Source organism: Gordonia amicalis (assembly GCF_022059885.1).
In the GTDB taxonomy this organism is placed as follows: domain Bacteria; phylum Actinomycetota; class Actinomycetes; order Mycobacteriales; family Mycobacteriaceae; genus Gordonia; species Gordonia amicalis.
Window position 1 is genome coordinate 2017557 of record NZ_CP091855.1, and the last position, 23616, is coordinate 2041172.

Consider the following 23616-nt stretch of genomic DNA (forward strand, 5'->3'; position numbering starts at 1 on the left):
ACGGAACAGATGTCGCGGATCGTGGCGGTGGTCGACACGATCCGCGACATCGACGTAGAGGCCGACTGCTAGTCGCCCAGCACCCGTCGCAGGTAGTCGTTGGCGAACACACGTGACGGATCGAATTTGTCGCGCACCGCACGGAATTCGTCGAACCGCGGGTAGACGGAGCGCAGGTACTCGGCGTCGCGAGTGTGCATCTTGCCCCAGTGGGGTCGTCCGTCGAAGCCGGTGAGGATCGACTCGACGTCGGCGAAGTAGGCGGCGGCGTCGGCCGGGTCGTCGCGGTGGTAGCGGTGCACGGCGATGTACCCGCTGCGGCGTCCGGTGGCGGTGGAGAGCATCAGGTCGTCGGCCGCCGCGGCACGGACCTCGATGGGGAAGCTCACGCGGTACTCGCGGCGGTCGAGCAGCGCCCGGATCTCCCGTAGTGCCTCGGGGACGTTCTCGAGCGGGATGGCGTACTCCATCTCGCGGAAGCGCACATCCCGGTCGGAGACGAAGATCCTGGTCGACGTGTCGGTGAGCTCGCGCGACGACAGACTGCGGCCGGCCACCGCGTTGATGGCGGGGACCAGACGGGGTGCGCGGACGCCGACCTCGCACAGCAGCCGGAAGACCTTGTTGCTCAACAACTCGTCGTCGACATAGCGGCGGAACCGCGGCGGCCCGGTGATCGGTGCATCGGTGCCCAGTCGCGTATTCGTCTTCATGAGCGCACAATTGGTGTGCGGGAACATGTAGAACTCGTGGTGGTCGGACTCGGCGACGCGGTCGAGGAAGCCGGCGATCGCATCGTCGGTGGAAGCAGGTCCCTCGACGGCGTGCAGCCGGAAGTTGTCGACGCAGTCGAGCGTGATCTCGACGAGTACCCCGAGTGCGCCGAGACCCAGTGCGACGGCGGGTAATTCCGGGTCATCGGGGCCGACGGTGACGATCTCGCCTCTGCCGTTCACGAGTTTGACGCCGGCGATCTGTGTGCTGATGCCGCCGAACCCCAGCCCGGTGCCGTGTGTGCCGGTGGAGATCGCGCCCGCGATGGTCTGCCGGTCGACGTCGCCGAGGTTGGCCATCGCCAGGCCCCGAGGCGCCAGCAATGCGGGGATCTCGTGCAGGTGTGTGCCCGCATGTAGCGTCACCCGGCGCCCGTCGGCGCCGGCCAGGCCCCGCAGACCGGAGAGCTCGAGTTGGACGTCGTCGGCCACGGCGATGGTGGAGAAGCTGTGTCCGGCGCCGACGGTCTTGACCGTGCCGCCCCGCCCGGCGGTCTCCCGGACGATGTCGGCGATCGCGGCCACGCTCGTCGGACGCACCACCCGGCTCGGTGAGCACGACGCGGTGCCACCCCAGTTCTGCCAGTTGTGTCCGGTGGCAGTCGGTGTCCCGCTCACAGAAAGCATTTCCCTTCGCCTCGGTAGGTCGGCACGACCTCACCCACCACCGCATGACCCGCGTCGTCCCGATCGATGATCGCGACGTGCCGGGCACGCTCGCAGACCTCGCCGGACTTGGTGTGCCGGAACCATACCCGGTCGCCGATCGCCATCGTGGCGGCGGCCTCACCGCGGAGCGGGGTCTGCACCTCGCCGGCAGCCTCGGTGCCGACGAACTCGAGTCCACTGGGCCACACCGGTTTCGGGAGACGATCGGGTGCGGGCGGTCCCGAGGCGATCCAGCCGCCACCGGCGCAGGTGACGATGTCGCGGGCGGGGCGTCGGACGACGTCGAGTCCGAAGGACAGTGCGGGTGCGGGTCGGAACCGGGCGTAACCGTCGAAGAGATGGCCACCGAAAAGGCCACTGCCCGCCGCGATGTCGGTGACCGATCGATCGCCGGCGGTCGCCTCCAGGGATCCGGTGCCGCCGCCGTTGACGAATTCCAGTTCGGCGATCTGCCGCAGCTCGCCGATGATCTTCCCGCGCCGGCGGCGCAGTTCGGCCATCGACCGGCGCTGCATCGCGCCGACCACCCGGTTGACGACGGCCTTCCCCGAAACCGCATCGGCGACCCCGGCCACCTGCGCCTCGTACGACATCACGCCGACCAGGTGGAAACCGTTCCGCGACTCGATGATCCGGGCGAGCTCGACGGCATCGCGACGGGTATGCACCGGTGAACGCCGAACCCCGATGTGCACGCGACCACCGAGGAGCCGGTACGACGCGTCGAGGTCGATGGCCACCCGGATCGGCCGGCGCGATGCGGGTGGCGCGACCGCATCGATGATGTCCAGCTGATCGACCGAGTCGACGAGCAGACTCACCCGGCTCGTCGCCACCTCGTCGGTCACGAAGGCGGCCAACGCTTCCCGGCGGACGCTCGGATAACCGAGCAGGATGTCCTCGATCGCCGTCGACGTCGCCAGCCAGTGCGCCTCGGCGAGGTCGTAGGCGAGCACACCGTGGAAACCGGTGCGGGTGGCGAGGTCGGAGATCACCGAACGCACGCGGAGGGACTTGCTGGCGATCCGGATGGGGACACCGGCCGAGCGTCGCAGCAGGTCGGCGGCATTGTGCTCGAGAGCTGCCCGGTCGAGGGCGAGGACCGGGGCGTCGAGCCCGGCCACGGAGACCGCCTGATCGATTGCCGCCCAGTACTGCTCGGGATCTCGCGCCCACAGATCGCCGACCCCGACCGCCGAGGATCTGTCGGCCGAACCGTCAGTCGAAGGTGACATAGTTGACGAGCTGGTCGGCGACGGCGGTGATGATCGAGTCGACCACCTTGTCGTCGCCGGTGCTCAGGTAGATCAGCGTGATCGAGTTGGTCGCGGCGATGATGAACGGGCCGATTTCCTCCGTCGGCCGGGTCCACGTCAGACCGGCGAGTTCGGCCGTCTCCTGCAGACCGAACGACGCAACCCGGTAGAGCTGCTCGTACATGACCTTGCCGACCTGCTGCAGTTCCGCATGGTTGTGCGCGTAGATACCGAGCGCGATCGTCGCCTGCATGCGGCCGGGATCGGCTTTGAGGAGGTCGACGAAGGCATGGAACTGGCGAACGATGTTCGCTTTGAGTGCGTCGACGTCGGGGTTCGGTCCGAAGTCGGCGGCGGGCATGACCGAATGCAGCATCCGCTCGATGTCGACGGGGACGGCCTGCTCCATCACCGCGCACAGTAGCGCCGTGCGGCTCTCGAACGCGTAGTGGAAACTCGCGAGAGGCATTCCGGCGTGAGCGCAGATCCGGCGGGTGGTGGCACCCTCGACACCGTGATCGGCGATCGCCCGGTAGGCCGACTCGATGAGCGCGCTTCGACGCTGTTCGACGGACATCCGTGGCACGACGGTCAACCCCTTGGCCCACATGCGCCTGCGCATGTGCGATGGACAATGTTCGCCGCAGCCTATCAGTGCCGCTGATCGCGTTTGCGCGGTTCACCGCCGAAGATGTGCCGATCCCGGCCCCGGCTCACAATCCGCATCCGGCCGTGTGAGGTTCGGTTCCGGCGTCGTCGCGCTTCACGTCGTACCCCCGCCGATCGGATTACTGTGTGGACGTGACCTCGAACCCCGGAAGAACCGGCTCCGACGCGACCTCGCGGGTCCTCGGGCGGGTGACATCGGCGGGGGCGATGATGGCCGACGCGGTGGCCGGACGGCTCGCCGCCGGCGGTCTCGGCCCGGCACGCGCGCTCGGCGCCACCCGCGAGGAGATCATGCCGCATGTCCGCACGTCACCGAACCTGCGCGACGGGGTCTTCGACAACCCCGAACCGCCCGAGGCGTCCGTCGCCGCGGACCTCCAGGTGCTCGCCGACATGGCACGCCGCCCGGGACGGCCCCGACGGCCGGTGATGCTCACCGTCCCGACCTTCGACGCTCCCGCGCACCTCTCGGCCACCTGGCTCGGACATGCGACGGCGATCGTCGACATCGACGGAGCGCGCATCATCACCGACCCCGTGCTCAGCCGCCGGTGTTCCCCGAGTCAGCTCGTCGGTCCGGCGCGCATGCACGCGGCGCCGCTTCCGGCGCGAGAGTTGCCGCCGATCGACGTGGTGGTCATCAGCCACGACCACTACGACCACCTCGACATGGACACCGTCACCACCATCGCCGCCACCCAGCCGGACGCGGTCTTCGTCACGACCATCGGCGTCGCCGCACACCTGATGTCCTGGGGTATCGCCGAGGGCCGGATCCGGCAGGCTGATTGGTGGGACGAGGTGGTCGTCGCGACGCGCGGCGGTGAGCTGCGGTTCACCTGCGGTCCGGCGCGCCACTTCTCGGGTCGGCGGCTGGTCCGCAATCTGACGCAGTGGGGGAGCTGGGCGATCGCCGGGCACACCCACCGGGTGTTCTTCTCGGGCGACACCGGGCACACCGAACGCTTCGAGGACGTCGGTGCGCGACTCGGTCCCTTCGACCTCACGCTGATCGCCGTCGGCGCCTACGACGTGCTGTGGCCCGACGTCCACGTCGACCCGGAGGAGGCGCTGTCGGTGCACCGGATGGTGTCGCCCGGCGCGGGAGCCGATTCGGTGATGATCCCGATCCACTGGGGGACCTTCAATCTCGCACGCCATCCGTGGGGCGAGCCGATCGCGCGGTTGCAGGCGGCCTCACACCACGGCGACCCGACTGTGCTCGTACCGCAACCCGGTGGTTCGATCGACATCGAACATCGCACCGGAACGGGTGTGGCGCACTCGAGTTGGTGGGAGGTTTCGGCGTGAGCACCACGGCGGAGACGATCGAGCCCGGCCTGACCGCGGCCGAGGTGGCGCAGCGGGTCGCCGACGGCAAGGTCAACTCCATGCCCGACCGTTCGGGTCGCAGCGTCGCGGACATCGTGCGCGCCAACGTGTTCACCCGCATCAACGCCATACTCGGCGTCCTCTTCGCCATCGTCGCGTTCACCGGATCACTCATCAACGGACTGTTCGGCCTGCTGATCATCGCGAACTCGACGATCGGCATCGTCCAGGAGGTGCGGGCCAAACGCACCCTCGACAAGCTGGCCATCGTGGGCCAGACCCGGCCCCGGGTGCGGCGCGACGGTGAGGTCGCCGAGGTGTCGCCCGACGAGGTCGTCCTCGACGACATCATCGAGATCGGCGCCGGCGATCAGATCGTCGTCGACGGGGAGGTGATCGAGGCGATCGCACTCGACGTCGACGAGTCGCTGCTCACCGGTGAGGCCGACCCCATCGACAAGGACCCGGGTGCGCGGGTCCTCTCCGGCAGTTTCGTGGTCGCCGGCGGCGGTGCCTACCGCGCGACCAAGGTCGGGGCGGACGCCTACGCCGCGCAACTCGCCGCCGAGGCGTCGAAGTTCACCCTCGTCTCCTCCGAACTGCGGTCGGGGATCGACCAGATCCTGCGGGTGATCACCTGGCTGCTGATCCCCGCCGGCCTCCTCACCATCGTCAATCAGCTGTTCATCAGCGACAACGGTCTCAAGCAGGCGCTGCTGGGGATGGTCGCCGCCCTGGTGCCGATGGTCCCCGAAGGTCTGGTGCTGATGACCTCGATCGCCTTCGCGGTGGGCGTCGTGCGGCTCGGTCAGCGGCAGTGCCTGGTCAACGAACTCCCGGCGATCGAAGGGCTTGCCCGGGTCAACGTGGTGTGCGCCGACAAGACCGGCACCCTCACCGAGAACGGCATGCGGTTGTCCGAACTGAGGCTCGTGGGTGACGTGCCGGAAAACCGGGCCGGGGAGGTGCTGGCCGCGCTTTCGGCCCACGACCCGCGGCCCAACGCCAGCATGATCGCGGTCGCCGAGGCCTACCCGACGCCGCCCGCGTGGACCGTGTCGGCCATCAAACCGTTCACCTCGGCCACCAAGTGGAGCGGCATGTCGTTCGACGGCCCGGCCGGCGACGACGCGGGCAACTGGCTGATCGGCGCACCCGACGTGCTGCTCGATCCCAGCGGGCCGACCGCACAGCTCGCCTCCGACATCGGTGCCACCGGGCTGCGTGTCCTGCTGCTCGCGCGCACCGACGTCCCCGTCGACACCGAACCCGCCGGCGGCGCGGTCGCCCCCGGCACCGTGACCCCGGTCGCGCTCGTCGTGCTCGAACAGCGGGTCCGGCCCGACGCGCGCGGCACCATCGAATACTTCGAACAGCAGCACGTCGCGGTCAAGGTGATCTCCGGCGACAACGCCCGCTCGGTCGGCGCGGTCGCCGAATCACTGGGCCTCGGGACCGCTGACACCTCGGTCGATGCGCGCCGGCTGCCGGACGACACCGACGAACTGGCCGATGTCGTCGAGCACGGCGTCACGTTCGGCCGGGTCCGCCCCGATCAGAAGCGCGCGATGGTCAAGGCGCTGCAGGCGCGGGACAACACCGTCGCGATGACCGGCGACGGTGTCAACGACGTGCTCGCACTCAAAGACGCCGACATCGGTGTCGCGATGGGGTCGGGCAGCTCGGCCGCCCGATCGGTGGCCCAGATCGTGTTGCTGGACAACAAGTTCGCGACCCTGCCGTATGTGGTGGGCGAGGGCCGCCGCGTCATCGGCAACATCGAACGCGTGTCCAACCTGTTCCTCACCAAGACGGTGTACGCGGTGCTCCTGGCGCTGTTCGTGGGCGTCGGCGGTGTGCTGGGCAAGCTGTTCGACTCCGATCCGCTGAGTTACCCGTTCCAGCCGATCCACGTGACGATCTCGGCGTGGTTCACGATCGGCATTCCCGCGTTCGTGCTGTCGCTGGCCCCGAACAACGAACGCGCCCGACGCGGCTTCGTCCGCCGTGTGCTGCTGCAGGCGGTCCCGAACGGCATCATCGTCGGCCTGTGCACCTTCGTCACCTATCTGATCGTCAACCCCGGCGGGCCGGGGGTGGAGGTCGGCGGTGACGCCGTCGACCTGTCGCCGGCGCAGACGCAGGCCGCGACCGCGTCGCTCATGACGCTCATCGCGATCGCCGTCTACGTTCTCGCGGTGGTGGCCCGGCCCTACACCTGGTGGAAGGTCGTCCTGCTCGGCGTCTCGGCCGGAGCCTACGTGCTGATCTTCGCGTGGCCGTTCACCCAGGACCTCTTCCGTCTCGACTCGTCCAACGCGATGATGAACTCGGTTGCGCTCGTCTCGGCGGCGATCGGGATCGTGTGCGTGGAGGCCGTTTCGCGGGTGGTGCCGCGGTGGATCGCGACTCACGGTTCGCCCGCGGAACACTCGGTGGAGGTCGACGCGGCGGCCGCGTGACCACGCCGTGCAGGCGGCTAAACTCTGCGGCGTATGGCCGGAAGAAGTTCGGCTCGTCGACACACAGGAGACGTCATGGATCTCAAGGGACTCGTCAACAAGGCACGCGACACGCTGCGCAAGAACCCGAACCTGATCGAGAAGGGCGGCGACGCCATCGACAAGGCCACCAAGAACAAGTACGCCGGCCAGGTCGACAAGGCCCAGGACGCCGTCCGCAAGGCCGTCGGCGCGCAGGAGCAGGGCGCTCCGCGTCAGACCCCGCCCTCCAACCCAGGGGAGCCGTTGCCGGGCCAGCAGAGCCCGCAGCCCCGGAACCCGCAAAACCCGCAGTAGGTACCAGGTCACCCGCCGGCGCGCGGGTGGCGTCGATACCCCGATACAGTCGGGTGACCGTCGAAGAAGAACCGCCACGACAGGTCGGCCGCACGTCGTACGCCGACGCGCGGTCCGGCGGTCACCGGCAGCTCCGGGAGCGGTCCGCGGCGGTATGTGTCGAGAGTCACAGGCGTGGCCGGATCGGTGAGATCGGTGCCGAGGTCGGCCATCGTGATCCCGAGCGCGCGGCAGAGGTTTCCCGGCCCGCTCGCGAGCCGATCGTCGGACACCGGCGTCGAGCGCGCGGCGCCGCGTCGGGCACGTGCCAGTTCGACCCCGTCGACCACCTCCCCGGCCCGCAGCAGGACCGCCGCCGCCGGGCCGGGTCCCTGCACCACGATGTTGGCGCAGTGATGGCCGTGGATGCGGTAGACGTACAGCCGTCCCGGCGGGCCGTACATGATCTCCGAACGGGCGGTCCGCGTGTAGGCATGCGATGCGGGATCGTCCGGGCCCGCATAGGCCTCCACCTCGGTGAGCTGGATCGTCACGCCGTGGCCGGTCAGGTGGACGCCGAGTAGCCCGCGGGCCTGTTCGGCCACCGGCGCGGGAGGATCGGACGCGCGGACACTAGGCTCTGGGACCATGGCGAAGACGAGTGACTCCATCGAGGTTGAACTGTCTCCGGAAGATACCTGGGCCGCCGCGTCGGACCTGGGGCGGTACTCGGAGTGGCTGCTGATCCACGAGACCTGGCGCAGCCCGATCCCCGCCGCCGGAGAGCTGCGCACGGGCATCGAGATCGCCTCGATCGTCAGGGTCAAGGGCACGCGGGTGCGCTTCGACTGGGTCATCGAGAAGTTCGACCCGGTGTCGCACGTACGCCTCAAGGGAAGCGGGAAAGGCGGGGTGAAGGCGAAGCTCGATCTCGGCATCATTCCCACTTCGCGCGGATCGGAAGTAACCTTCACTGTTGATCTGGGTGGGTTGCCGCTCATCGGGCCCGTGGGGAAGACCGCGGTCCTGGCGGTATCGGGGGATCTGCGAAAGTCGCTGCAGCAATTCCGAGAGGTGTTCGGCTGACCCGCGCGTGACGTCGCGCGGGCCTCATCGGGCGCCGCGCCGACGCGGTGACGGGTGACAGCGATGCGTCAGACGGTGGAGGACACCGCCGTACGAGGGGAACGAGAGTAACTATGGGGCGTCACAGCTCAGATGCCGACCGCGGCGGAAACGACTGGTCCAGGGCTGCTGCGAGCAGCGGGGGAGCCGCGGGCGGCAACAGCCGGTCCGACGACGATTTCGGCTTCGAGCACCGGGAGGCCGGCAGCGGCCGGCGCGGTGGCTGGCTCTGGGCGATCGTTGCCCTCGTCGCGGTCGTCGTGCTGGTCACCGGCGTGATCATCTGGCAGGCCGGCTCCGGCGGTTGCGGTGACCGGACCCGGGTGGCGGTCGCCTCCGACGCCGCGATGACCGGACCCCTCCGCGAGGTGGCGCGTCAGGCGTCCGCGGATTCCTGCTACGACTACGACGTCCAGACCGCGGCCGGTGCCGACGTGCCCGGTCTGCTGACGCAGGGCGCCGCCGCCCCCGACCTCTGGGTCGCCGACTCGCAGGTGCAGGCACGTCGTGTCACGACGCAGGTCCGCCGCGACCTCGACCTGGTATCGCCGTCGACCGCCTCCACCCCGGCCGTCGTCGCCGGTGAGAACGTCCCCGAACTGCAGACGTGGGTCGACGTCATGAAGCTGCCCGACCTGAGGACCGGCAGCCCGGTCGACACCAGCACCGGCGACGCCCCGATCATCGGTGCGCTCGCGGCCGTCGACGCCGGCGAACTCCCGGAGGAGAAGTTCACCGAGGCCATGACGATCCTGGCCATCCAGCAGAACAACGCACGCCTCGTCAACGACAACGAGGGCACCCGACTCAACCTGGCGAACACCTCCGGTGTGCCGGTGGTGACGACCGAGCAGCAGTACGAGCTCTTCATGCGCACCCATCAGGGGTCGAAGCTGAAGTCCACCATTCCCGCCTCGGGCACCGTGATGCTCGACTACCCCCTGGTGAACACCGCGTCCGCGGCTCGCCAGCAGGTGGCCGACGACGCCGGTACCGCACTCGTCGCGGCACTGAACACGGATGCGGGCCGCAAGGCGCTGACCGAGGCGGGCTACCGCGACGCCGACGGTAACGGGGTCGGCGAGCCGGTCAAGAAACTACAGCTGCGCGATCCGTCGGCGGTCGACAAGGCACTGCGCCAGTGGCAGGTGCTCGGTGTACCGATCCGCACCCTCGTCGTCCAGGACACCTCGGGTTCGATGGAGACGCCCGCCGGCGGCACCACCCGCGCGGGTCTGCTGATCGATGCGTCGAAGACGGGCCTGAAGCTGTTCCCCAACAACACGATGATCGGTGGCTGGGCGTTCAGCGTCGACAAGGGCGGTGAAGGTCAGGACTGGGTGGAGATGGCACCCATCCGGCGACTCGACGCGCGGTCGGGCAGTGGGACGCACCGTGATGCGCTCGGTAAAGCGGTCGAGGAGGGTCTGTCGGATCTGGGTGGCGGTACGGGCCTCTACGACACCACACTCGCGGCGTTCAAGAAGGTGCAGGACACCTATGACCCGAACTACTCCAACAGCGTCATCATCATGACCGACGGCCAGAACGAGGATCCGAACAGCATCGGCCTCGACGACCTGCTGGCCGAGCTGAAGCGACTCGAGGATCCGGCGCGACCCGTGCTGGTCCTGACCATCGGCATCTCCGACGACGCGGACTCCAACGCGCTCAAGCAGATCGCCGAGGCCACCGGCGGCACCACCTACATCGCCGAGAACGCCGCCGACATCCGGACCGTCTTCGTCGACGCCATCCAGGCGCGCGTCGCCGCGGCCGGTCGCTGACCGCGCCTGGCCGGTTCAGCGATGTGCGAGCACGATGCCGACGGGGATGCTGCTCGCGAGGACGAAAATCGTTGCCAGATAGGCGCCGCCGGCCAGGGGGAAGTCTCTGGCAAGGCTGCGGCCTGCCCAGGCGGTGAGCGCGAGAACGGTGAACAGGATCAGGGACCCGGCATCGACGACATAGGGCAGCTCGGCGAGTGATCCCCCGATCACCAGGCCGTTGGCCACCACCCAGCCGGTCAGCTGCAGATGCTGGACACCCGGCGGCACCGGTTCGCGGGTGTGTTGCTGGGCGGCGCCGATGACCGCGAGCGCCACCCCGCAGACCAGCACCAGGTAGGCCGCCAGCCAGCTGCCCTTGGTCAGATCCAGCGGCCGCGCCACCGCCGCGACCAGGCCGCCGACCACCACGCAGGCTGTACCGAGGCAGGTGAAGCGGTCGATGCTGATCTGCCCGCGCCGGACGGTGAGGTCCGATTGCCCGGCGGTCACGGGGCGTCACCAGCGGTCACAGCGGCGACGCAGTGGTCGCCGCCCGCGAAGGGCAGCAGCACAGTGGTGTCGGGATCCTTCTCGCAGCTGCGCAGCACGCCGCGGATCAGGCCGCGGTGGACCGCGCAGGTGATCTGCGGGTCGGCCTGCGCGAGCTCCAGGAATGGGCAGTGGCGCAGGGCGATCCGGATGTGTTCGTCTGTGGCGGCCGGGACCCGCTCGGGGGCGAAACCGGCGTCGGCGAAGGTAGCCAGCAGTACCGGCACCGGGTCGTGCCCGCTGTCGCCGAGTTCCTGACCCCACTTTTCCCCGGCCCGGGTGGCCCGCTCGGCGGCATCCGGGACGTCACCGAGGGCGGCCATCAGCGATCTCGCCAGGGCGAGATAGTTGCGTGGGCCGGCCGGATCCATGCGCCGGCGCGTACGGTAGACCGCTCGTGGCCGGCCCCGTCCCGCAGGCGGGGCGGTGTCGCGTTCTACGACGCCATCGGCCACCAGCGCGTCGAGGTGGAAGCGTGCGGTGGTCGGTGGCACATCGGCCGCGCTCGCGAGCTCGGTCAGCGTCGCACCATCGGGAGCGTCGCGTAGCAGTGTCGTCAACGTGGTGCGCAGGCTCATTCCAACGGGTTCTCCTGCGGAGGTAAGGATGCGACGAGTGGGGCGTCGGCCGCGATGGCCCCGAGCTTGGCCGCTCCGCCTGGCGATCCGAGCGGCAAGTCCATGCCTGGTAGCGTCTCGGTGAAGAAGTCGGCGTTGTCGGTCAGGTAACCGGCGTACTCCTCGGGTAGGTCGTCCTCGTAGAAGATGGCCTCGACTGGACACACCGGCTCGCAGGCGCCGCAGTCCACACATTCATCGGGGTGGATGTAGAGGCTGCGACCGCCTTCGTAGATGCAGTCCACCGGACATTCCTCGACGCAGGCACGATCCATCACGTCCACACACGGCAGGCTGATGACGTAGGTCATGATCGCAGCTCAGTTGTCGCCGAGCAGCTGCTGCGCCGACTCGGGCGCTGCCGCCGGGTTGTGGGTCGCCGCCGGTGCGTCGGTGGAGGCGGGCTCCACGTCGGCGGTCTTGCCGATACGAATCCGGTAGTCGCGGGGTTCACGGACGAGATACTCCCAGGAGTACGCCCCGGCGCGAACGTCCTCGAACTGACCGTGCAGCGGGATGGGGTCGTGGTCGTTGACCAGGATCAGCGCTTCACCGACGGACAGATCGTCGAAGATGCCGAAGATCTTGGGATGCCGTAGCGGCTTGGGGATCTCCCGGACGTCGAGTTCGATATCGGCCATGTCCGAAGCGCCTTCCGATTAAACACGAATTAAGGTTGTGAAAATTAAAGCACGTCCGTCCGGCCGCCGCATCCCCGCTGGCAGCCACGCCCATTCGGCGGCTGATGTCCGCGGCGGCGCGCCGGGAGCGATAGCGTCTGGGGTGCATCCTCACCGACGGGAAGGCCAGAGAATTGTCGGACGGACGAGGTGCGCGCCTTCGACGAGGACGGGTGGTGGTTGTGCCGATCGACCCGGTTGATCAGGTTCGTGACCGCTGCTACGCGCTGCGTGAGTGCGCCGGGCTGAGTGAGCGACGAAGGAGCGCTTCGAAGTCGATGAGCCTCGAAGGGTCCACCTGATGCGGTACGAATACCCCTGCGAGATCGTCACCTTCGTGGTGTCCCCGAAGCATGCGTACTTCGGACGGCCCAAGGACGGTCCCGCCGATGAGGTCGAGACCCACACACCTGACACGGTGGAGATCGTTGCGGACAAGGGCATTCGAGGTGACCGATTCTTCGGCGTGAAGGCCCACACCGAAGCCGCGGCGACGTTCCTTGCCTTCGAGGCCTGGGTCGCGGCGGCCGGTGACGTGGACCCCGTATCGGCCCGACGCAACGTCGTGGTCCGCGGTGTCGAACTGGACCCGTTACGCGGGAGGGAGTTCGAGCTCGACACCGGTTCCGGACCGCTCCGCTTCCGTGGCGGGCGTCCCGCACATCCGTGTTCGTGGATGGACACCGTCGCCGGCAAGGGCGTGCGCAAGGCGCTCATCGGGCGTGGCGGACTCCGGGCGCAGCCGTTGACGTCGGGGACCCTGCACATCGGTCCCGCGACGATCATCACCGACGTCGAACTCGACGCCGCCCGCGCCGCCGCCCAGGTGAGGCGAGCCCAGCCGATGTGATGATGGGTGCTTTCGAGCTCGGGTGCGCGGCCGAGCGGAAAAGGCACCGTCTGCGGTGGCTCACTTCTCACACTGTGGAGTTGTCAAGGTACGGATGCGGTCCCGGCGGGTGTCGGGTGCGGAAGGTGCTGCGCGAGAGTCTGTGTGTCAGGCGGCGTCGTCGAGTCGCATGGTGCGTCGGTTGTGGGCGGGTAGGGCGCGGCGTTGGGGGTCGATGTCGGCGGGTGGGATGAGCCAGGGGTGGCGGTCGTAGCCGATCATGATGTCCCAGCCGTGGTGGTGGACGTGGGTGTGGCAGCGTTGGCAGAGCAGGCATCCGTTGTCGAGGTCGGTGTCACCGTCGTCGGTCCAGTGTTGGATGTGGTGGACCTGGGTGTGTGAGGGCGGTGCACCGCATTTGATGCAGGTCTCGTCGCGGACGATGATCGCTTTGCGCAGGTGTGCCGGGAACAGTCGTCGTTCGCGGCCCATGGCCAGGGGCACGGTCTCGTCGTCGATGATGATCTCGGTGAGGGTTCCGTCGCAGGACAGTTGTTTCGCGGTGGCTTGGGTGACCGGTCCGGTCCAGGGCAGGAAGGCGGGATTGCCGCTGTCGGCGGGGATGGTCAGCACTGTCTGGGTTCGCGGGCTGCCGATGGCGTCGATGGCGGCTCCGACGGCGGCTTGGTCGAGCAGTACTTCGAGTGCGTCTGCTCGTCGTTGTTCGGGGGAGCGTGGGTCGGGGGAGCCGTCGGGTTCGGGGCGGGGGATGCTGCGTTCGTCGATCATGGCGATGAGTTTCTCGCCCACGACTTGTGTCACGTTGGCGCGGATGTCGATGCGGTTGTCGTCGGTGAGGCTGTGCGACAGGGTGTCCAGGGATCGGTCGTCACACGCGGGGACACCCCCGTCGGTGGTGTCGGCGATGGTGTTGCCGATCGTCTGGGCGTGCTTCTGGATGTCGGTGGGTGTGGCGCCGGACAGGGCCTGGGTGAGGAGTTCGGTTTGGTAGATGGTTCGGTCGTCGTCGGAAAGTGATGTGGGGGAGCGTTTCTCGATCGTGGACATCCCGCGGACGATGGCGTCGACGACTTCACCCGCGAGGCGGCCGTCAGCTGCGCCGGTTTCGACCTTGTCCAGCGTGCCGAGGTGGTCGGCGATGCGGGCGGTGCGAGTGGCTGCTGCGGGTGGGAGTCCGATCTCGATCAGCAGGTTCTTGGTGGTGGAGCCGGCTTTTGCTGCGACGCCGAGCTCATCGAGTTGTGCTGTGAAGGAGGCGATGCGGTGATCGGCGAGGTTGCGCAGCAGTATCCATCGGCGCAGCTGTGAGTACGTGTGGACGCTCGTGGGGTCGTCGGTGGGTGGGGTGATCTCGACGAGTTGATCGAGGATTGCGTCGAGTGGAGTCGTGTCGGTGTCGATCATGACGGCAGCCATCCCTCTTCTGAGGTGTACAAGCGGTTGAGTGGGACCGTCGTTGACTGCTGCTCTGGAGTGAATTCTTCGTGTGTCTTCAGTTCTACATCGGGGGTCTGACAAGAACTGCACACCGACCAAGTCGACCGCGCGAATCGGTGAGATGGTCGAGAACCGTGGTCAATTCCGCCATGACCCTGCTTGACCCCCTTTACTCGAACATATGTTCAACTACCATGTTTCTCCACATCCGGGTGTTCGGTCAACACGACGGTTTGGTCAGGGTCATTCCCGGGCCGGCGATGCGCAGCCGGTCGCCGTCCGGTGTGCACGTCACCGGCTGGGACGGCAACAACGCGATCCCGGGTCCTGAACCTGGGTCCGCCCGGCCTCTACCCCGCCAGCGCGCGCAGGAAGAACCCGAGGTTCGCCGGCTTCTCGGCGAGGCGACGGACGAAGTATCCGTACCACTCGGTGCCGTACGGGATGTACACGCGCACTCGAGCTCCCGCGGCGGCGAGCCGACGTTGCTCGTCGCTGCGGATGCCGTAGAGCATCTGGTGCTCCCAGGTGTCGGGAGCCCGATCGAACTCCTTCGCCAGAATCGACGCGGCCTCGATCATCGTCGGGTCGTGGCTGGCGACCATCGGATAACCGTTGCCTTTCATCAGGATTCGCAGGCAGCGGAGGTACGCCTCGTCGACCTGACCACGGTCGGGGTAGGCGACCGACGGTGGTTCGGCATAGGCGCCCTTGCACAACCGGATTCGCGCACCCGACTCCGCGAACTCGGCGCAGTCGTCCTCGGTGCGTCGCAGATACGCCTGCAGCACGGTCCCGACGTCGGGGAAGTCGCGCCGCAGCGAGCGCACGACGGCCAGTCGCTCGTCGACGGTCGAGTGGTCCTCGGCGTCGACGGTGACCGACGCACCCGCGGACCGCGCCACCTCCGCGATCGTCCGTGCGTTCTCTTCGGCGATCTTGGCGCCGTGCTCGGGCAGTCTCTGGCCGAGTGCGGTCAGTTTCAGTGACACCTCCAGAGAACCCGGTGGCACCGGGCCCAGGCCCGACATCGATTCCAGCAGAGCCACATACGCGGCGACGGTGGCATCGGCCTGGGATTCCTCGACGGTGTCCTCGCCGAGGAAGTCGATGGTCACGGCGAGTCCGTCGTCGAGTTCACGTCTGATCGCGGTGAGCACGTCGTCGAGTGATTCGCCGGGTACGAACCGCCGCACGACCTTCTCGGTCGCCGACCATCGCTGCGAGGCCTGTTTGATCCGTTCGCTGCGCGCCGCGGCGATGATCGTCGGGCGCAGGACGGTGTCGAAGAGGGTGCTCACCTCAGACCCCCGTGAAGTCGGTGCTCATGTGCGGGTATCGGTAAGTCGTCGGTGGCGTGAAGGTCTCCTTGATCGTGCGGGTCGACGTCCAGCGCAACAGGTTCTCCTTCGACCCCGCCTTGTCGTTGGTGCCCGAGGAGCGCCCGCCGCCGAACGGTTGCTGGCCGACGACGGCGCCGGTCGGCTTGTCGTTGATGTAGAAGTTGCCGGCGGCGTTGCGGAGCCGATCCGAGGCGAGGGCGACCGCCGCGACGTCGGTCGCCATGACCGCACCGGTGAGCGCATACCGCGCCGTCGTGTCGACCAGATCGAGGATCGTCTCGTAGTCGGCGTCGTCGTAGACGTACACCGACAGGATCGGTCCGAAGTACTCGGTGGAGAACGCCTCGTCCCGAGGGTCGTCGGACAGCAGCACGGTCGGACGCACGAAGTATCCGACCGTGTCATCGCAGGCGCCACCGACCGCGACGGTGAGCGACGGCGTGGACTTGGCGCGTCGCAGCGCGGTGACCTGCTTGTCGAAGGCGCGACGATCGATGAGCGCACCACCGAAGTTCGACAGGTCGCGCACGTCGCCGAAGCCCAGTTCGGCGGTCTCGCTGAGGAAGTCGTCGCCCATCTTGTCCCACACCGACCGGGCGATGTAGGCACGCGAGGCGGCCGAGCACTTCTGGCCCTGGTACTCGAAGGCGCCGCGGATCAATGCCGTCCGGAGCGCCCGCGGTTCGGCGGAGGAATGCGCGACGACGAAGTCCTTACCGCCGGTCTCGCCGACGAGCCGCGGGTAGTTCCGGTACTTGCCGATGTTGCCGCCGACCTCCCGCCACAGGTGCTGGAAGGTCGTGGTCGAGCCGGTGAAGTGAATCCCGGCCAGGTTCTCGTCCGCGAGAACCACATCCGACACGGCCCGGCCGTCGCCGTGGACGAGGTTGATCACCCCGGGAGGAAGTCCCGCGGCCTCGAGGAGTGCCATCGTGTACTGGGCCGAATACGCCTGTGTGGGAGAGGGCTTCCACACCACGGTGTTGCCCATCAGCATCGGTGCGGTCGGCAGGTTCGCGGCGATGGCGGTGAAGTTGAACGGGGTGACCGCGTAGACGAATCCGTCGAGCGGACGGTGGTCGAGCCGGTTCCAGACACCCGGCGACGACACCGGCTGCTCGGCGAGGATCTCCCGGGCGAAGGCGACGTTGAACCGCCAGAAGTCGACGAGCTCGCAGGGAGCGTCGATCTCGGCCTGCTGCACCGACTTCGACTGGCCGAGCATCGTCGCGGCGGCGACCCGTTCGCGCCAGGGACCCGACAGCAGTTCGGCCGCGCGCAGGATCACCGCGGCGCGGTCGTCGAAGCTGGTGTGGGCCCACTCGTCCTTCGCGGCCATCGCGGCGTCGACGGCGGCGCGGGCGTCGTCGTGCGTGGCGTTGGTGAGGAAGCCGAGCACCTCACGGTGTGCGTGCGGCTGCACGACGTCGATCTGCTCGCCGTGTCCGAGGTGCAGGTGCCCGCCGATGATGTGCGGCAGCTCGCGACGGCCCGCCATGGACTGGCTGGTGAGTTCATTGATGATGCGGGTGCGTTCGGGCGATCCGGGTGCGTAGGTGTGTACCGGCTCGTTGGCCGGCCGAGGGGGAGTGGTGATGGCGTCCATGACGTCAGTTCACCTGGGGAGATGGTTCGCGCGATATGGCCGATCGGCAAACCGATCGGCCGTAGCCTTGTTCTCATGGACAAGTCGCCGGGTGTGGCGCTGGGGCGTCTGATCCTGGCCCTCGACCGGACGGTGGCGACGCTGAGCACCGCGCCGCAAGGACTCGACGTGCCGGTGCGGAGCCTGGCGATGATCGACATCGACGACGTCCACTTCGGCCTCGGTCACGCCACGCGGTCCGCTGACGTGTTCCTGCTGGTCGGACTGTCCGACGAGGTGAGCACCGAACTGTTGGGCGGTCTCGGAATGCACCGTCCGGTGGCCGTCATGAGCAAGACGTCGTCGGCGACACTCACCGATCTCGCCGATCGACTCGGAATCGCGGTCGTGGCCATCGACCCGCACGCTAGGTGGGAGCGCATCTACAACCTCGTGGCGCGCGTCCTTGACACCGCGCGGCGTTCGCCGAACGACGGCGAGTCGATGGAGTCGGGTACCACCGGCGACCTCTTCGAAATCGCGGCCGAGGTCGCCCGGCGCACCGGTGGCCTGGTCAGCATCGAGGACGAGCGCTCGCACGTGCTGGCCTACAGCTCGGCAGGCGACGAGGCCGATGAGCTCCGGCGGTTGTCGATCCTCGGACGCGAGGGGCCGCCGGAGATGCTCGCCTGGCTCCGGCAGTGGGGGGTGATGGACGCGCTGCGCCGGTCGTCGCGGGTGGTGGCGGTCGACGCACGCACCGACCTCGGGCTGCGAGAACGCCGGGCGGTCGCGATCCGGGCCCCCGGGACGGTTGAGTTCCTGGGGGTCGTCTGGCTGCAGCGCGGTACCCGGCCCTTCGCCGCCGACACCGATGAGGTCCTCACCGGTGCCGCCGCAATGGCCGCTCGGGTGATCGCCCGGCGTCGAACCGCCGGAACCGAACACGACGAATCGGTTCGTCGGCTCCTCGGCGCGCGCGGCGACATCGTCGACGTCGACGCCCTGGCCGCCCAACTGGGCATCGAATCCTCCGTCGCGGTGGTGCTCGTCGGGTTCGCGACGACCGGGTCGGCCGTGGACGCTCCGGTCCCGTTGGCAGAGAACGGCACTCGCATCTCCGCGCTCACCCTGCACGCCAGCGCGTTCAGTCCGTTGTCGGTGACCGCGGCCATCGGTGACCGCGCCTACGTGGTGCTGCCCGGCGTGACCGGTGACGCCGCGGTCGAGTGGGCGCGGGTGTCCGTCGATGCGACGGACCGGCAGTTCGGCGTCCACATCCGGGCCGTGGTCGCGGGACCGGACAACCTCGCCGCGGTACCGGAACTGCGGACCCAGATCGACCGTGTGCTCGACGCGGCCTCCCTCGAAGGTGAACTGATCGACGATGTCACGACCGTCGGCGGTTCGCGCACCGGTGTCCTGCTCGGCGAGATCGTGGCGCTCCTCGCCGAGAACCCCGACCTGGTGGACCCGCGGGTCTCCGAACTCGCCGACCTCGACGACCGCACCGGCAGCGAGTTCACCGTGTCCCTGCGCGCCTACCTCGACCGCTTCGGCGACGTCCGTTCCGCCGCCGGGGATCTCCACGTCCACCCGAACACGCTGCGCTACCGCATCCGCCGGATCGAGGCCCTGACCGGGATGGACCTCGAGGATCCCGCCACGCGGCTCGTCGTGGCGTTGTCCTTGCGGGTGCGGTAGCGGTCACCTCTGAAAACCCGCCCCGGAAAACGCCCCCGGAATCCACCCCGTGGAGCGGGACCGGCGACGTATTGTCGTCGGATCCGCTGTGGAGGGCGTACTTCGGGGGCGCTTTCCGGTGGTGCGTTCGCGAGATCTCAGAGGATGGTGAGCATCTCGTTGTACGTGGGCAGCGGCCACAGATCGTCGGCGACGATGCTCTCGAGCGTGTCGGCGACCTCGCGCACCGCGGCCATCGCCGGGATCAGCGTCTCGAGTGCGTACTTCGACTCCTCGTAGGTGCTCTCGCCGTGCATGCCGGCGATGCCCTCGTCGAGGGTGACCACCGCGGCCTGCAGTGTGCCGATCAGTTCGGTGATCTCAACGAGAAGTGGTGTGGGAGATTCGATCCCGGCCATCTTCAACGACGCCGCGGTGCCGGCCAGTTCGCCCTGGTAGCGGATCGCGGCGGGCATGATCATCGTCTTGGCGATCTCCGCGGTCTCCTTGGCCTCGACGAGGACGGTGAGCCCGTAGTACTCGAAGATGACGTCCTCGCGGGCGTGGAGTTCGCGGGCCGACAGGACTCCGTACTTCTCGAAGATCTCGACGACCTCGGGCGCGGTGTACTCGGTGACTGCGTCGACGGTGGTTCGGAGGTTCTTGAGGCCGCGGCCGGCGGCCTCCTCCTGCCATTCGTCGGAGTAGCCGTTGCCGTTGAAGATGACCGCGCCGTGGCTGTTGATGATCTCCTGCAACACCTTCTGCACGGCGTCGTTGAGTTCCGCGCCGTCGGCGAGCAACTTCTCCAGTTCGCTGGAGATGAAGTCGATGGAATCGGCCAGGATGGTGTTGATCGCGACCATCGGATCGGAGATCGACTGGTTGGAACCCGGTGCGCGGTACTCGAATCGGTTGCCGGTGAAGGCGAACGGGCTGGTGCGGTTGCGGTCGCCCGGGTCGGCCTTCAGCGGGGGCAGGGTGTCGACGCCGAGTTCGAGGACGCCGGCCGCCTTGGAGCCGGTGGCGCCGCCCTTGGCGATCTGCTCGAAGACGTCCATCAACTGCTCGCCGAGGAAGATCGAGATGATCGCCGGCGGAGCCTCGTTCGCGCCCAGGCGGTGATCGTTCGACGCCGATGCGACCGCGGCTCGCAGCAGGCCGCCGTAGGTGTGGACGGCGCGGATGATGGCACCGCAGAAGGTGAGGAACTGCATGTTCTCGTGCGGGGTGTCCCCGGGGTTGAGCAGGTTGCCCTGGTTGGAGTTGCCGAGTGAGAAGTTGACGTGTTTGCCCGAGCCGTTGACCCCGGAGAAGGGCTTCTCGTGCAGGAGGCACTTCATCCCGTACTTCTCGGCGACGGCCTTCATCGTGGTCATCATGAGCTGTTGGTGATCGTGGGCGAGCACGGATCGTTCGAAGACCGGCGCGATCTCGAACTGGCCGGGGGCGACCTCGTTGTGGCGGGTCTTGGCCGGGATGCCCTGCTTGAACAGCTCGCGGTCGAGTTCGATCATGAACGACAGCACCCGCTCGGGGATGGCGCCGAAGTAGTGGTCGTCGAACTCCTGACCCTTCGACGGTGGGGCGCCGAACAGCGTGCGGTTGGAGGTCATCAGGTCGGGCCGGGCGTAGAAGAAGTGCTCGTCGATCAGGAAGTACTCCTGCTCGGCACCGGCGTAGGAGACGACGGTGTCGACGTTCTCGTGGCCGAAGAGCTTCAGCAGTCGCATCGCCTGCTTGCTCATCGCCTGCTGGCTGCGGAGTAGCGGGGTCTTCTTGTCCAGCGCCTCACCGGTCCACGAGATGAAGATCGTGGGGATGCACAGCGTGTTGCCGTTCGGGTTCTCCAGGAGGTACGCCGGGCTCGTCACGTCCCAGCCGGTGTAACCGCGGGCCTCGAAGGTGCCCCGCAGTCCGCCGTTGGGGAAGCTCGACGCGTCGGGTTCACCCTGCAGCAGTGTCTTGCCCGCGAACTCGGCGAGCGACGCGCCGCTCGAATCGGGTTCGAGGAACGAATCGTGCTTCTCCGCGGTGAAACCCGTCAGCGGGTAGAAGACGTGGGCGTAGTGGGTGGCGCCCTTCTCGATGGCCCAGTCCTTCATCGCCACCGCGACGTAGTCGGCGAGCGTCGGATCGAGCGCGCAGCCGGTGTCGATGGTCGCCGCGACCGCCTTGAAGACATGCTTCGGCAGGCGCTTCTTCATGAACGACAAGCCGAACACGTTGCGTCCGAAGGTATCTGCCAACGGTTCGGTGAATCCGGGTGCCGACACCTCGTAGGTCGTCACGGCCTTGATGGCCTGACGGCGGGACATGCTGCCACTCATGGTTACTCCTGGAGTCTCGTCGACCTCGGCGAATGTCGGCACGACGACGTCGCTGGTGTTGCCGCGTTTGCGAGCGACTTGACGCTATGAGCTGGGTGTATGCGCTCCGTTGCCCCCGTGTGACGCTGAGGAAAACTGATGGCACAGCAGGGATTCGTCCATTCGGACCACCCGGATCACCGCAGTGCGGCGTCGTCACCCATCACAGCACCCTCACGCCGCGGGTCGGCGCCGCCGATCCATCCGGACTCGTGGCGCATGATCGCGCTCAGACCGCTGGACTGTTCGTCGACGGACACCTCTTCTCCGCGTTCGCGGAGGCCCTGCACCAACGGATCGTGCGCGCCGTCGTCGGTGGTGTCGACCAGTGGATGTTCGCGACCGACGTTCGACGTCGGGGTGTTGGCCGAGCCGAAGTCGATCATCGACACCGCCTGCTGCGGGTTCAGTCCCCAGTCCAGCATCCCGACAAGGGTCTTGACGACGAACTGGATGATGACCGATCCGCCCGGGGAACCCAACGCGGCGACCACCTGTGCGGGTGCGCCCCCGGTCCCCGGTTGCATCACCAGGGTCGGGGCCATCGACGACCGTGGACGCTTCCCCGGCGACACCCGATTGGCGAGCAGGGCCCCGTCGTCGTCGCGCGGTTCGGCCGAGAAGTCGGTGAGCTGGTTGTTCAGCAGGAAGCCGTCGACCATGTGGAAACTGCCGAAGGCAGATTCGATGGTCGTCGTCATCGACGCGACGTTGCCGTATCGGTCGGCGACGGTGATGTGGCTGGTGCCGTACTCGGTACCGGGATGCGAACCCAGCGGGACCGGTCCGAGATCGCCGGCCGGGGCTTCGCCGAGCGAGGCGCCGGGGCGGATCAGTCCGGCCCGGGTCTTCAGATACCCCGGGTCGAGGATGGTGTCGACGCCGCGTCCCGGCAGCGGGACGAAATCCGGGTCGGCGACGTATTTGTCGCGGTCGGCGTAGGCGAGACGTTCGGCCTCGGTGATCAGATGTACCGCGGCGGGATTCGGCCGACCGCCGTCCGCGGCCGACGGTGTGGAACCGTCGAGTTCGGTGGGCGGCATCGACGGCAGGTCGAAGTTCTCCAGGATGCCCAGCGTGGAGGCGACGGCGATCCCGCCCGACGACGGTCCCGGCATCGCCACGATCTGGCGGCCCCGGTATTCCGTCACGATGGGGTCCCGCGCGATGGCCCGGTAGTTGCGCAGGTCGTCGACGGTCATCAGGCTGGGCGTCATGCCGCCGGCGGTGGTGCCCGCCTCGGCGACGATCGCCTGCGCGAGCGGTCCGTCGTACATCGCGTCGGCGCCGTCGGTGGCCAGCACCCCAAGGGTTTTCGCGTAGGCGGGGTTGGCCAGGTTGGTGCCCGCCGGTTTCGCCGCGCCCTCGCCGGTCAGGAAGTAGTCGCGGGCGTCGACGTCGGCCTCGAGGTCCGCCGCCGCGGCCGCGATCGCGCCGGCCAGACGCGGGCTGATCTCGAAACCACTGTCCGCCAACGAGACCGCGGGCGTGAACAGATCACGCCAGGCCTGTTTGCCGTACTCGCCGTGGACCATGCCGAGCATCCGCACCACGCCGGGGACACCGATCGACCGGCCCGATGCGCGTGTACCGGGCACCGGTGGCGCCGGATCGGTGGGGGAGATCCGGGTCAGATAGGTCTCGGTGGCGGCTGCGGGGGCCGTCTCGCGACCGTCGAAGGCGCGCACCGTGTTCGACGTGGCGTCGTAGTAGAGGGCGAAGGCGCCGCCGCCGATCCCCGAGGACTGGGGTTCGACGAGACCGAGCACCATCTGTGCGGCGACCAGCGCGTCGGCTGCGGTACCGCCGTCGTGCAGGACGTCACACGCCGCGCGGGTGGCGAGCGGATTGGCGGTGGCCGCGACGTACGTTGCGGTGACGACCGGTTTCATCCCGCTCCGGTAACCCGAGGCGATCTCGGGTTTCGTCGCGATGTCGGTGGGGGCGGCCGAGACACTCTCGGCGCCGATCGGATCGCCGTTCGGGATCTCCGCGCAGGTGACCGGGGCGGCGGCCGGATTGTCGGAGCCGTTTCCGCACGACGCGAGGACCAGTATGCAGGAGACCCCGAACACCGCGAAGCGGACGACCCGACGCCCGGAATGAGGACTTCCGCGACGGCGTCTCATGGAC

20 protein-coding genes are annotated in these 23616 nt (G+C 68.1%); 7 read left to right on the top strand and 13 right to left on the bottom strand.

Annotated elements, in window-relative coordinates; genetic code table 11:
- Positions 1-68: 68 nt before the first annotated feature.
- The 3 genes from IHQ52_RS09310 to IHQ52_RS09320 are packed head-to-tail and all read right to left on the bottom strand — an operon-like array spanning position 69 to position 3320.
- Positions 69-1400: a D-arabinono-1,4-lactone oxidase gene (locus tag IHQ52_RS09310; RefSeq protein ID WP_035760863.1), complete on the bottom strand. Its 1332-nt coding sequence runs from the start codon at positions 1398-1400 to the stop codon at positions 69-71.
- Entirely contained in the window at positions 1388-2677 is a 1290-nt protein-coding gene (locus IHQ52_RS09315) for an alanine racemase (RefSeq protein WP_238064210.1), read from the bottom strand. Before IHQ52_RS09315 ends, IHQ52_RS09310 begins: the two co-directional genes overlap by 13 nt.
- Positions 2661-3320: a TetR/AcrR family transcriptional regulator gene (locus tag IHQ52_RS09320; protein ID WP_236577711.1), complete on the bottom strand. Its 660-nt coding sequence runs from the start codon at positions 3318-3320 to the stop codon at positions 2661-2663. Before IHQ52_RS09320 ends, IHQ52_RS09315 begins: the two co-directional genes overlap by 17 nt.
- Positions 3321-3493: 173 nt before the next feature.
- Here IHQ52_RS09320 and IHQ52_RS09325 point away from each other — a divergent pair, with 173 nt between their 5' ends.
- The 3 genes from IHQ52_RS09325 (at position 3494) to IHQ52_RS09335 (ending at position 7497) form a co-directional block, all read left to right on the top strand.
- Positions 3494-4678 (top strand): MBL fold metallo-hydrolase, encoded by a 1185-nt coding sequence (locus IHQ52_RS09325; RefSeq protein ID WP_024499929.1) that lies wholly within the window; start codon positions 3494-3496, stop codon positions 4676-4678.
- Positions 4675-7161, top strand: a complete 2487-nt coding sequence (locus tag IHQ52_RS09330; RefSeq protein ID WP_096274916.1) for an HAD-IC family P-type ATPase — start codon at positions 4675-4677, stop codon at positions 7159-7161. The genes IHQ52_RS09325 and IHQ52_RS09330 overlap by 4 nt, the downstream gene beginning before the upstream one ends.
- A 75-nt stretch (positions 7162-7236) precedes the next feature.
- The gene (locus IHQ52_RS09335; RefSeq protein WP_024499931.1) at positions 7237-7497 is read left to right on the top strand and encodes an antitoxin; all 261 of its coding nucleotides are present in this window, start codon (positions 7237-7239) and stop codon (positions 7495-7497) included.
- 8 nt (positions 7498-7505) lie between these two features.
- On the opposite strand, the gene IHQ52_RS09340 is transcribed toward IHQ52_RS09335, so the two are convergent.
- Positions 7506-8147: a DNA-3-methyladenine glycosylase gene (locus IHQ52_RS09340; RefSeq protein ID WP_024499932.1), complete on the bottom strand. Its 642-nt coding sequence runs from the start codon at positions 8145-8147 to the stop codon at positions 7506-7508.
- On the opposite strand from IHQ52_RS09340, the gene IHQ52_RS09345 reads away from it, so the two are divergent.
- Entirely contained in the window at positions 8125-8562 is a 438-nt protein-coding gene (locus IHQ52_RS09345) for a type II toxin-antitoxin system Rv0910 family toxin (protein WP_024499933.1), read from the top strand. The genes IHQ52_RS09340 and IHQ52_RS09345 overlap by 23 nt on opposite strands.
- 113 nt (positions 8563-8675) lie before the next feature.
- Entirely contained in the window at positions 8676-10388 is a 1713-nt protein-coding gene (locus IHQ52_RS09350; protein WP_024499934.1) for a substrate-binding domain-containing protein, read from the top strand.
- A gap of 15 nt (positions 10389-10403) precedes the next feature.
- Here IHQ52_RS09350 and IHQ52_RS09355 read toward each other — a convergent pair whose 3' ends face one another.
- The 4 genes from IHQ52_RS09355 to IHQ52_RS09370 are packed head-to-tail and all read right to left on the bottom strand — an operon-like array spanning position 10404 to position 12177.
- Positions 10404-10880, bottom strand: coding sequence for a hypothetical protein (locus IHQ52_RS09355; RefSeq protein WP_024499935.1), 477 nt, complete (start codon positions 10878-10880; stop codon positions 10404-10406).
- Complete coding sequence (locus IHQ52_RS09360) at positions 10877-11497, bottom strand: helix-turn-helix transcriptional regulator (RefSeq protein WP_024499936.1); 621 nt, start codon at positions 11495-11497, stop codon at positions 10877-10879. The genes IHQ52_RS09355 and IHQ52_RS09360 overlap by 4 nt, the downstream gene beginning before the upstream one ends.
- The gene (fdxA, locus tag IHQ52_RS09365; protein WP_024499937.1) at positions 11494-11847 is read right to left on the bottom strand and encodes a ferredoxin; all 354 of its coding nucleotides are present in this window, start codon (positions 11845-11847) and stop codon (positions 11494-11496) included. The genes IHQ52_RS09360 and fdxA overlap by 4 nt, the downstream gene beginning before the upstream one ends.
- A gap of 9 nt (positions 11848-11856) precedes the next feature.
- A complete protein-coding gene (locus IHQ52_RS09370; RefSeq protein WP_193748690.1) occupies positions 11857-12177 on the bottom strand; it encodes a DUF2249 domain-containing protein in 321 nt (106 codons plus the stop codon).
- Between the two features lie 340 nt (positions 12178-12517).
- Here IHQ52_RS09370 and IHQ52_RS09375 point away from each other — a divergent pair, with 340 nt between their 5' ends.
- Positions 12518-13066, top strand: a complete 549-nt coding sequence (locus tag IHQ52_RS09375; RefSeq protein ID WP_024499939.1) for a hypothetical protein — start codon at positions 12518-12520, stop codon at positions 13064-13066.
- 147 nt (positions 13067-13213) lie between these two features.
- Here IHQ52_RS09375 and IHQ52_RS09380 read toward each other — a convergent pair whose 3' ends face one another.
- From IHQ52_RS09380 to pruA, 3 genes are all read right to left on the bottom strand, one after another.
- Complete coding sequence (locus IHQ52_RS09380) at positions 13214-14470, bottom strand: HNH endonuclease (protein ID WP_232513078.1); 1257 nt, start codon at positions 14468-14470, stop codon at positions 13214-13216.
- A 383-nt stretch (positions 14471-14853) separates the two neighbouring features.
- Positions 14854-15804, bottom strand: a complete 951-nt coding sequence (locus IHQ52_RS09385) for a proline dehydrogenase family protein (RefSeq protein WP_024499942.1) — start codon at positions 15802-15804, stop codon at positions 14854-14856.
- Position 15805: 1 nt separating this feature from the next.
- The gene (gene pruA / locus IHQ52_RS09390) at positions 15806-17452 is read right to left on the bottom strand and encodes an L-glutamate gamma-semialdehyde dehydrogenase (RefSeq protein ID WP_024499943.1); all 1647 of its coding nucleotides are present in this window, start codon (positions 17450-17452) and stop codon (positions 15806-15808) included.
- A gap of 75 nt (positions 17453-17527) precedes the next feature.
- Here pruA and IHQ52_RS09395 point away from each other — a divergent pair, with 75 nt between their 5' ends.
- Positions 17528-19135, top strand: coding sequence for a PucR family transcriptional regulator (locus tag IHQ52_RS09395; protein WP_024499944.1), 1608 nt, complete (start codon positions 17528-17530; stop codon positions 19133-19135).
- A gap of 137 nt (positions 19136-19272) precedes the next feature.
- Here IHQ52_RS09395 and IHQ52_RS09400 read toward each other — a convergent pair whose 3' ends face one another.
- A complete protein-coding gene (locus IHQ52_RS09400) occupies positions 19273-21444 on the bottom strand; it encodes a glutamine synthetase III family protein (RefSeq protein ID WP_024499945.1) in 2172 nt (723 codons plus the stop codon).
- A 176-nt stretch (positions 21445-21620) separates the two neighbouring features.
- Positions 21621-23612 (bottom strand): gamma-glutamyltransferase family protein, encoded by a 1992-nt coding sequence (locus IHQ52_RS09405; RefSeq protein WP_024499946.1) that lies wholly within the window; start codon positions 23610-23612, stop codon positions 21621-21623.
- Positions 23613-23616: the final 4 nt, after the last annotated feature.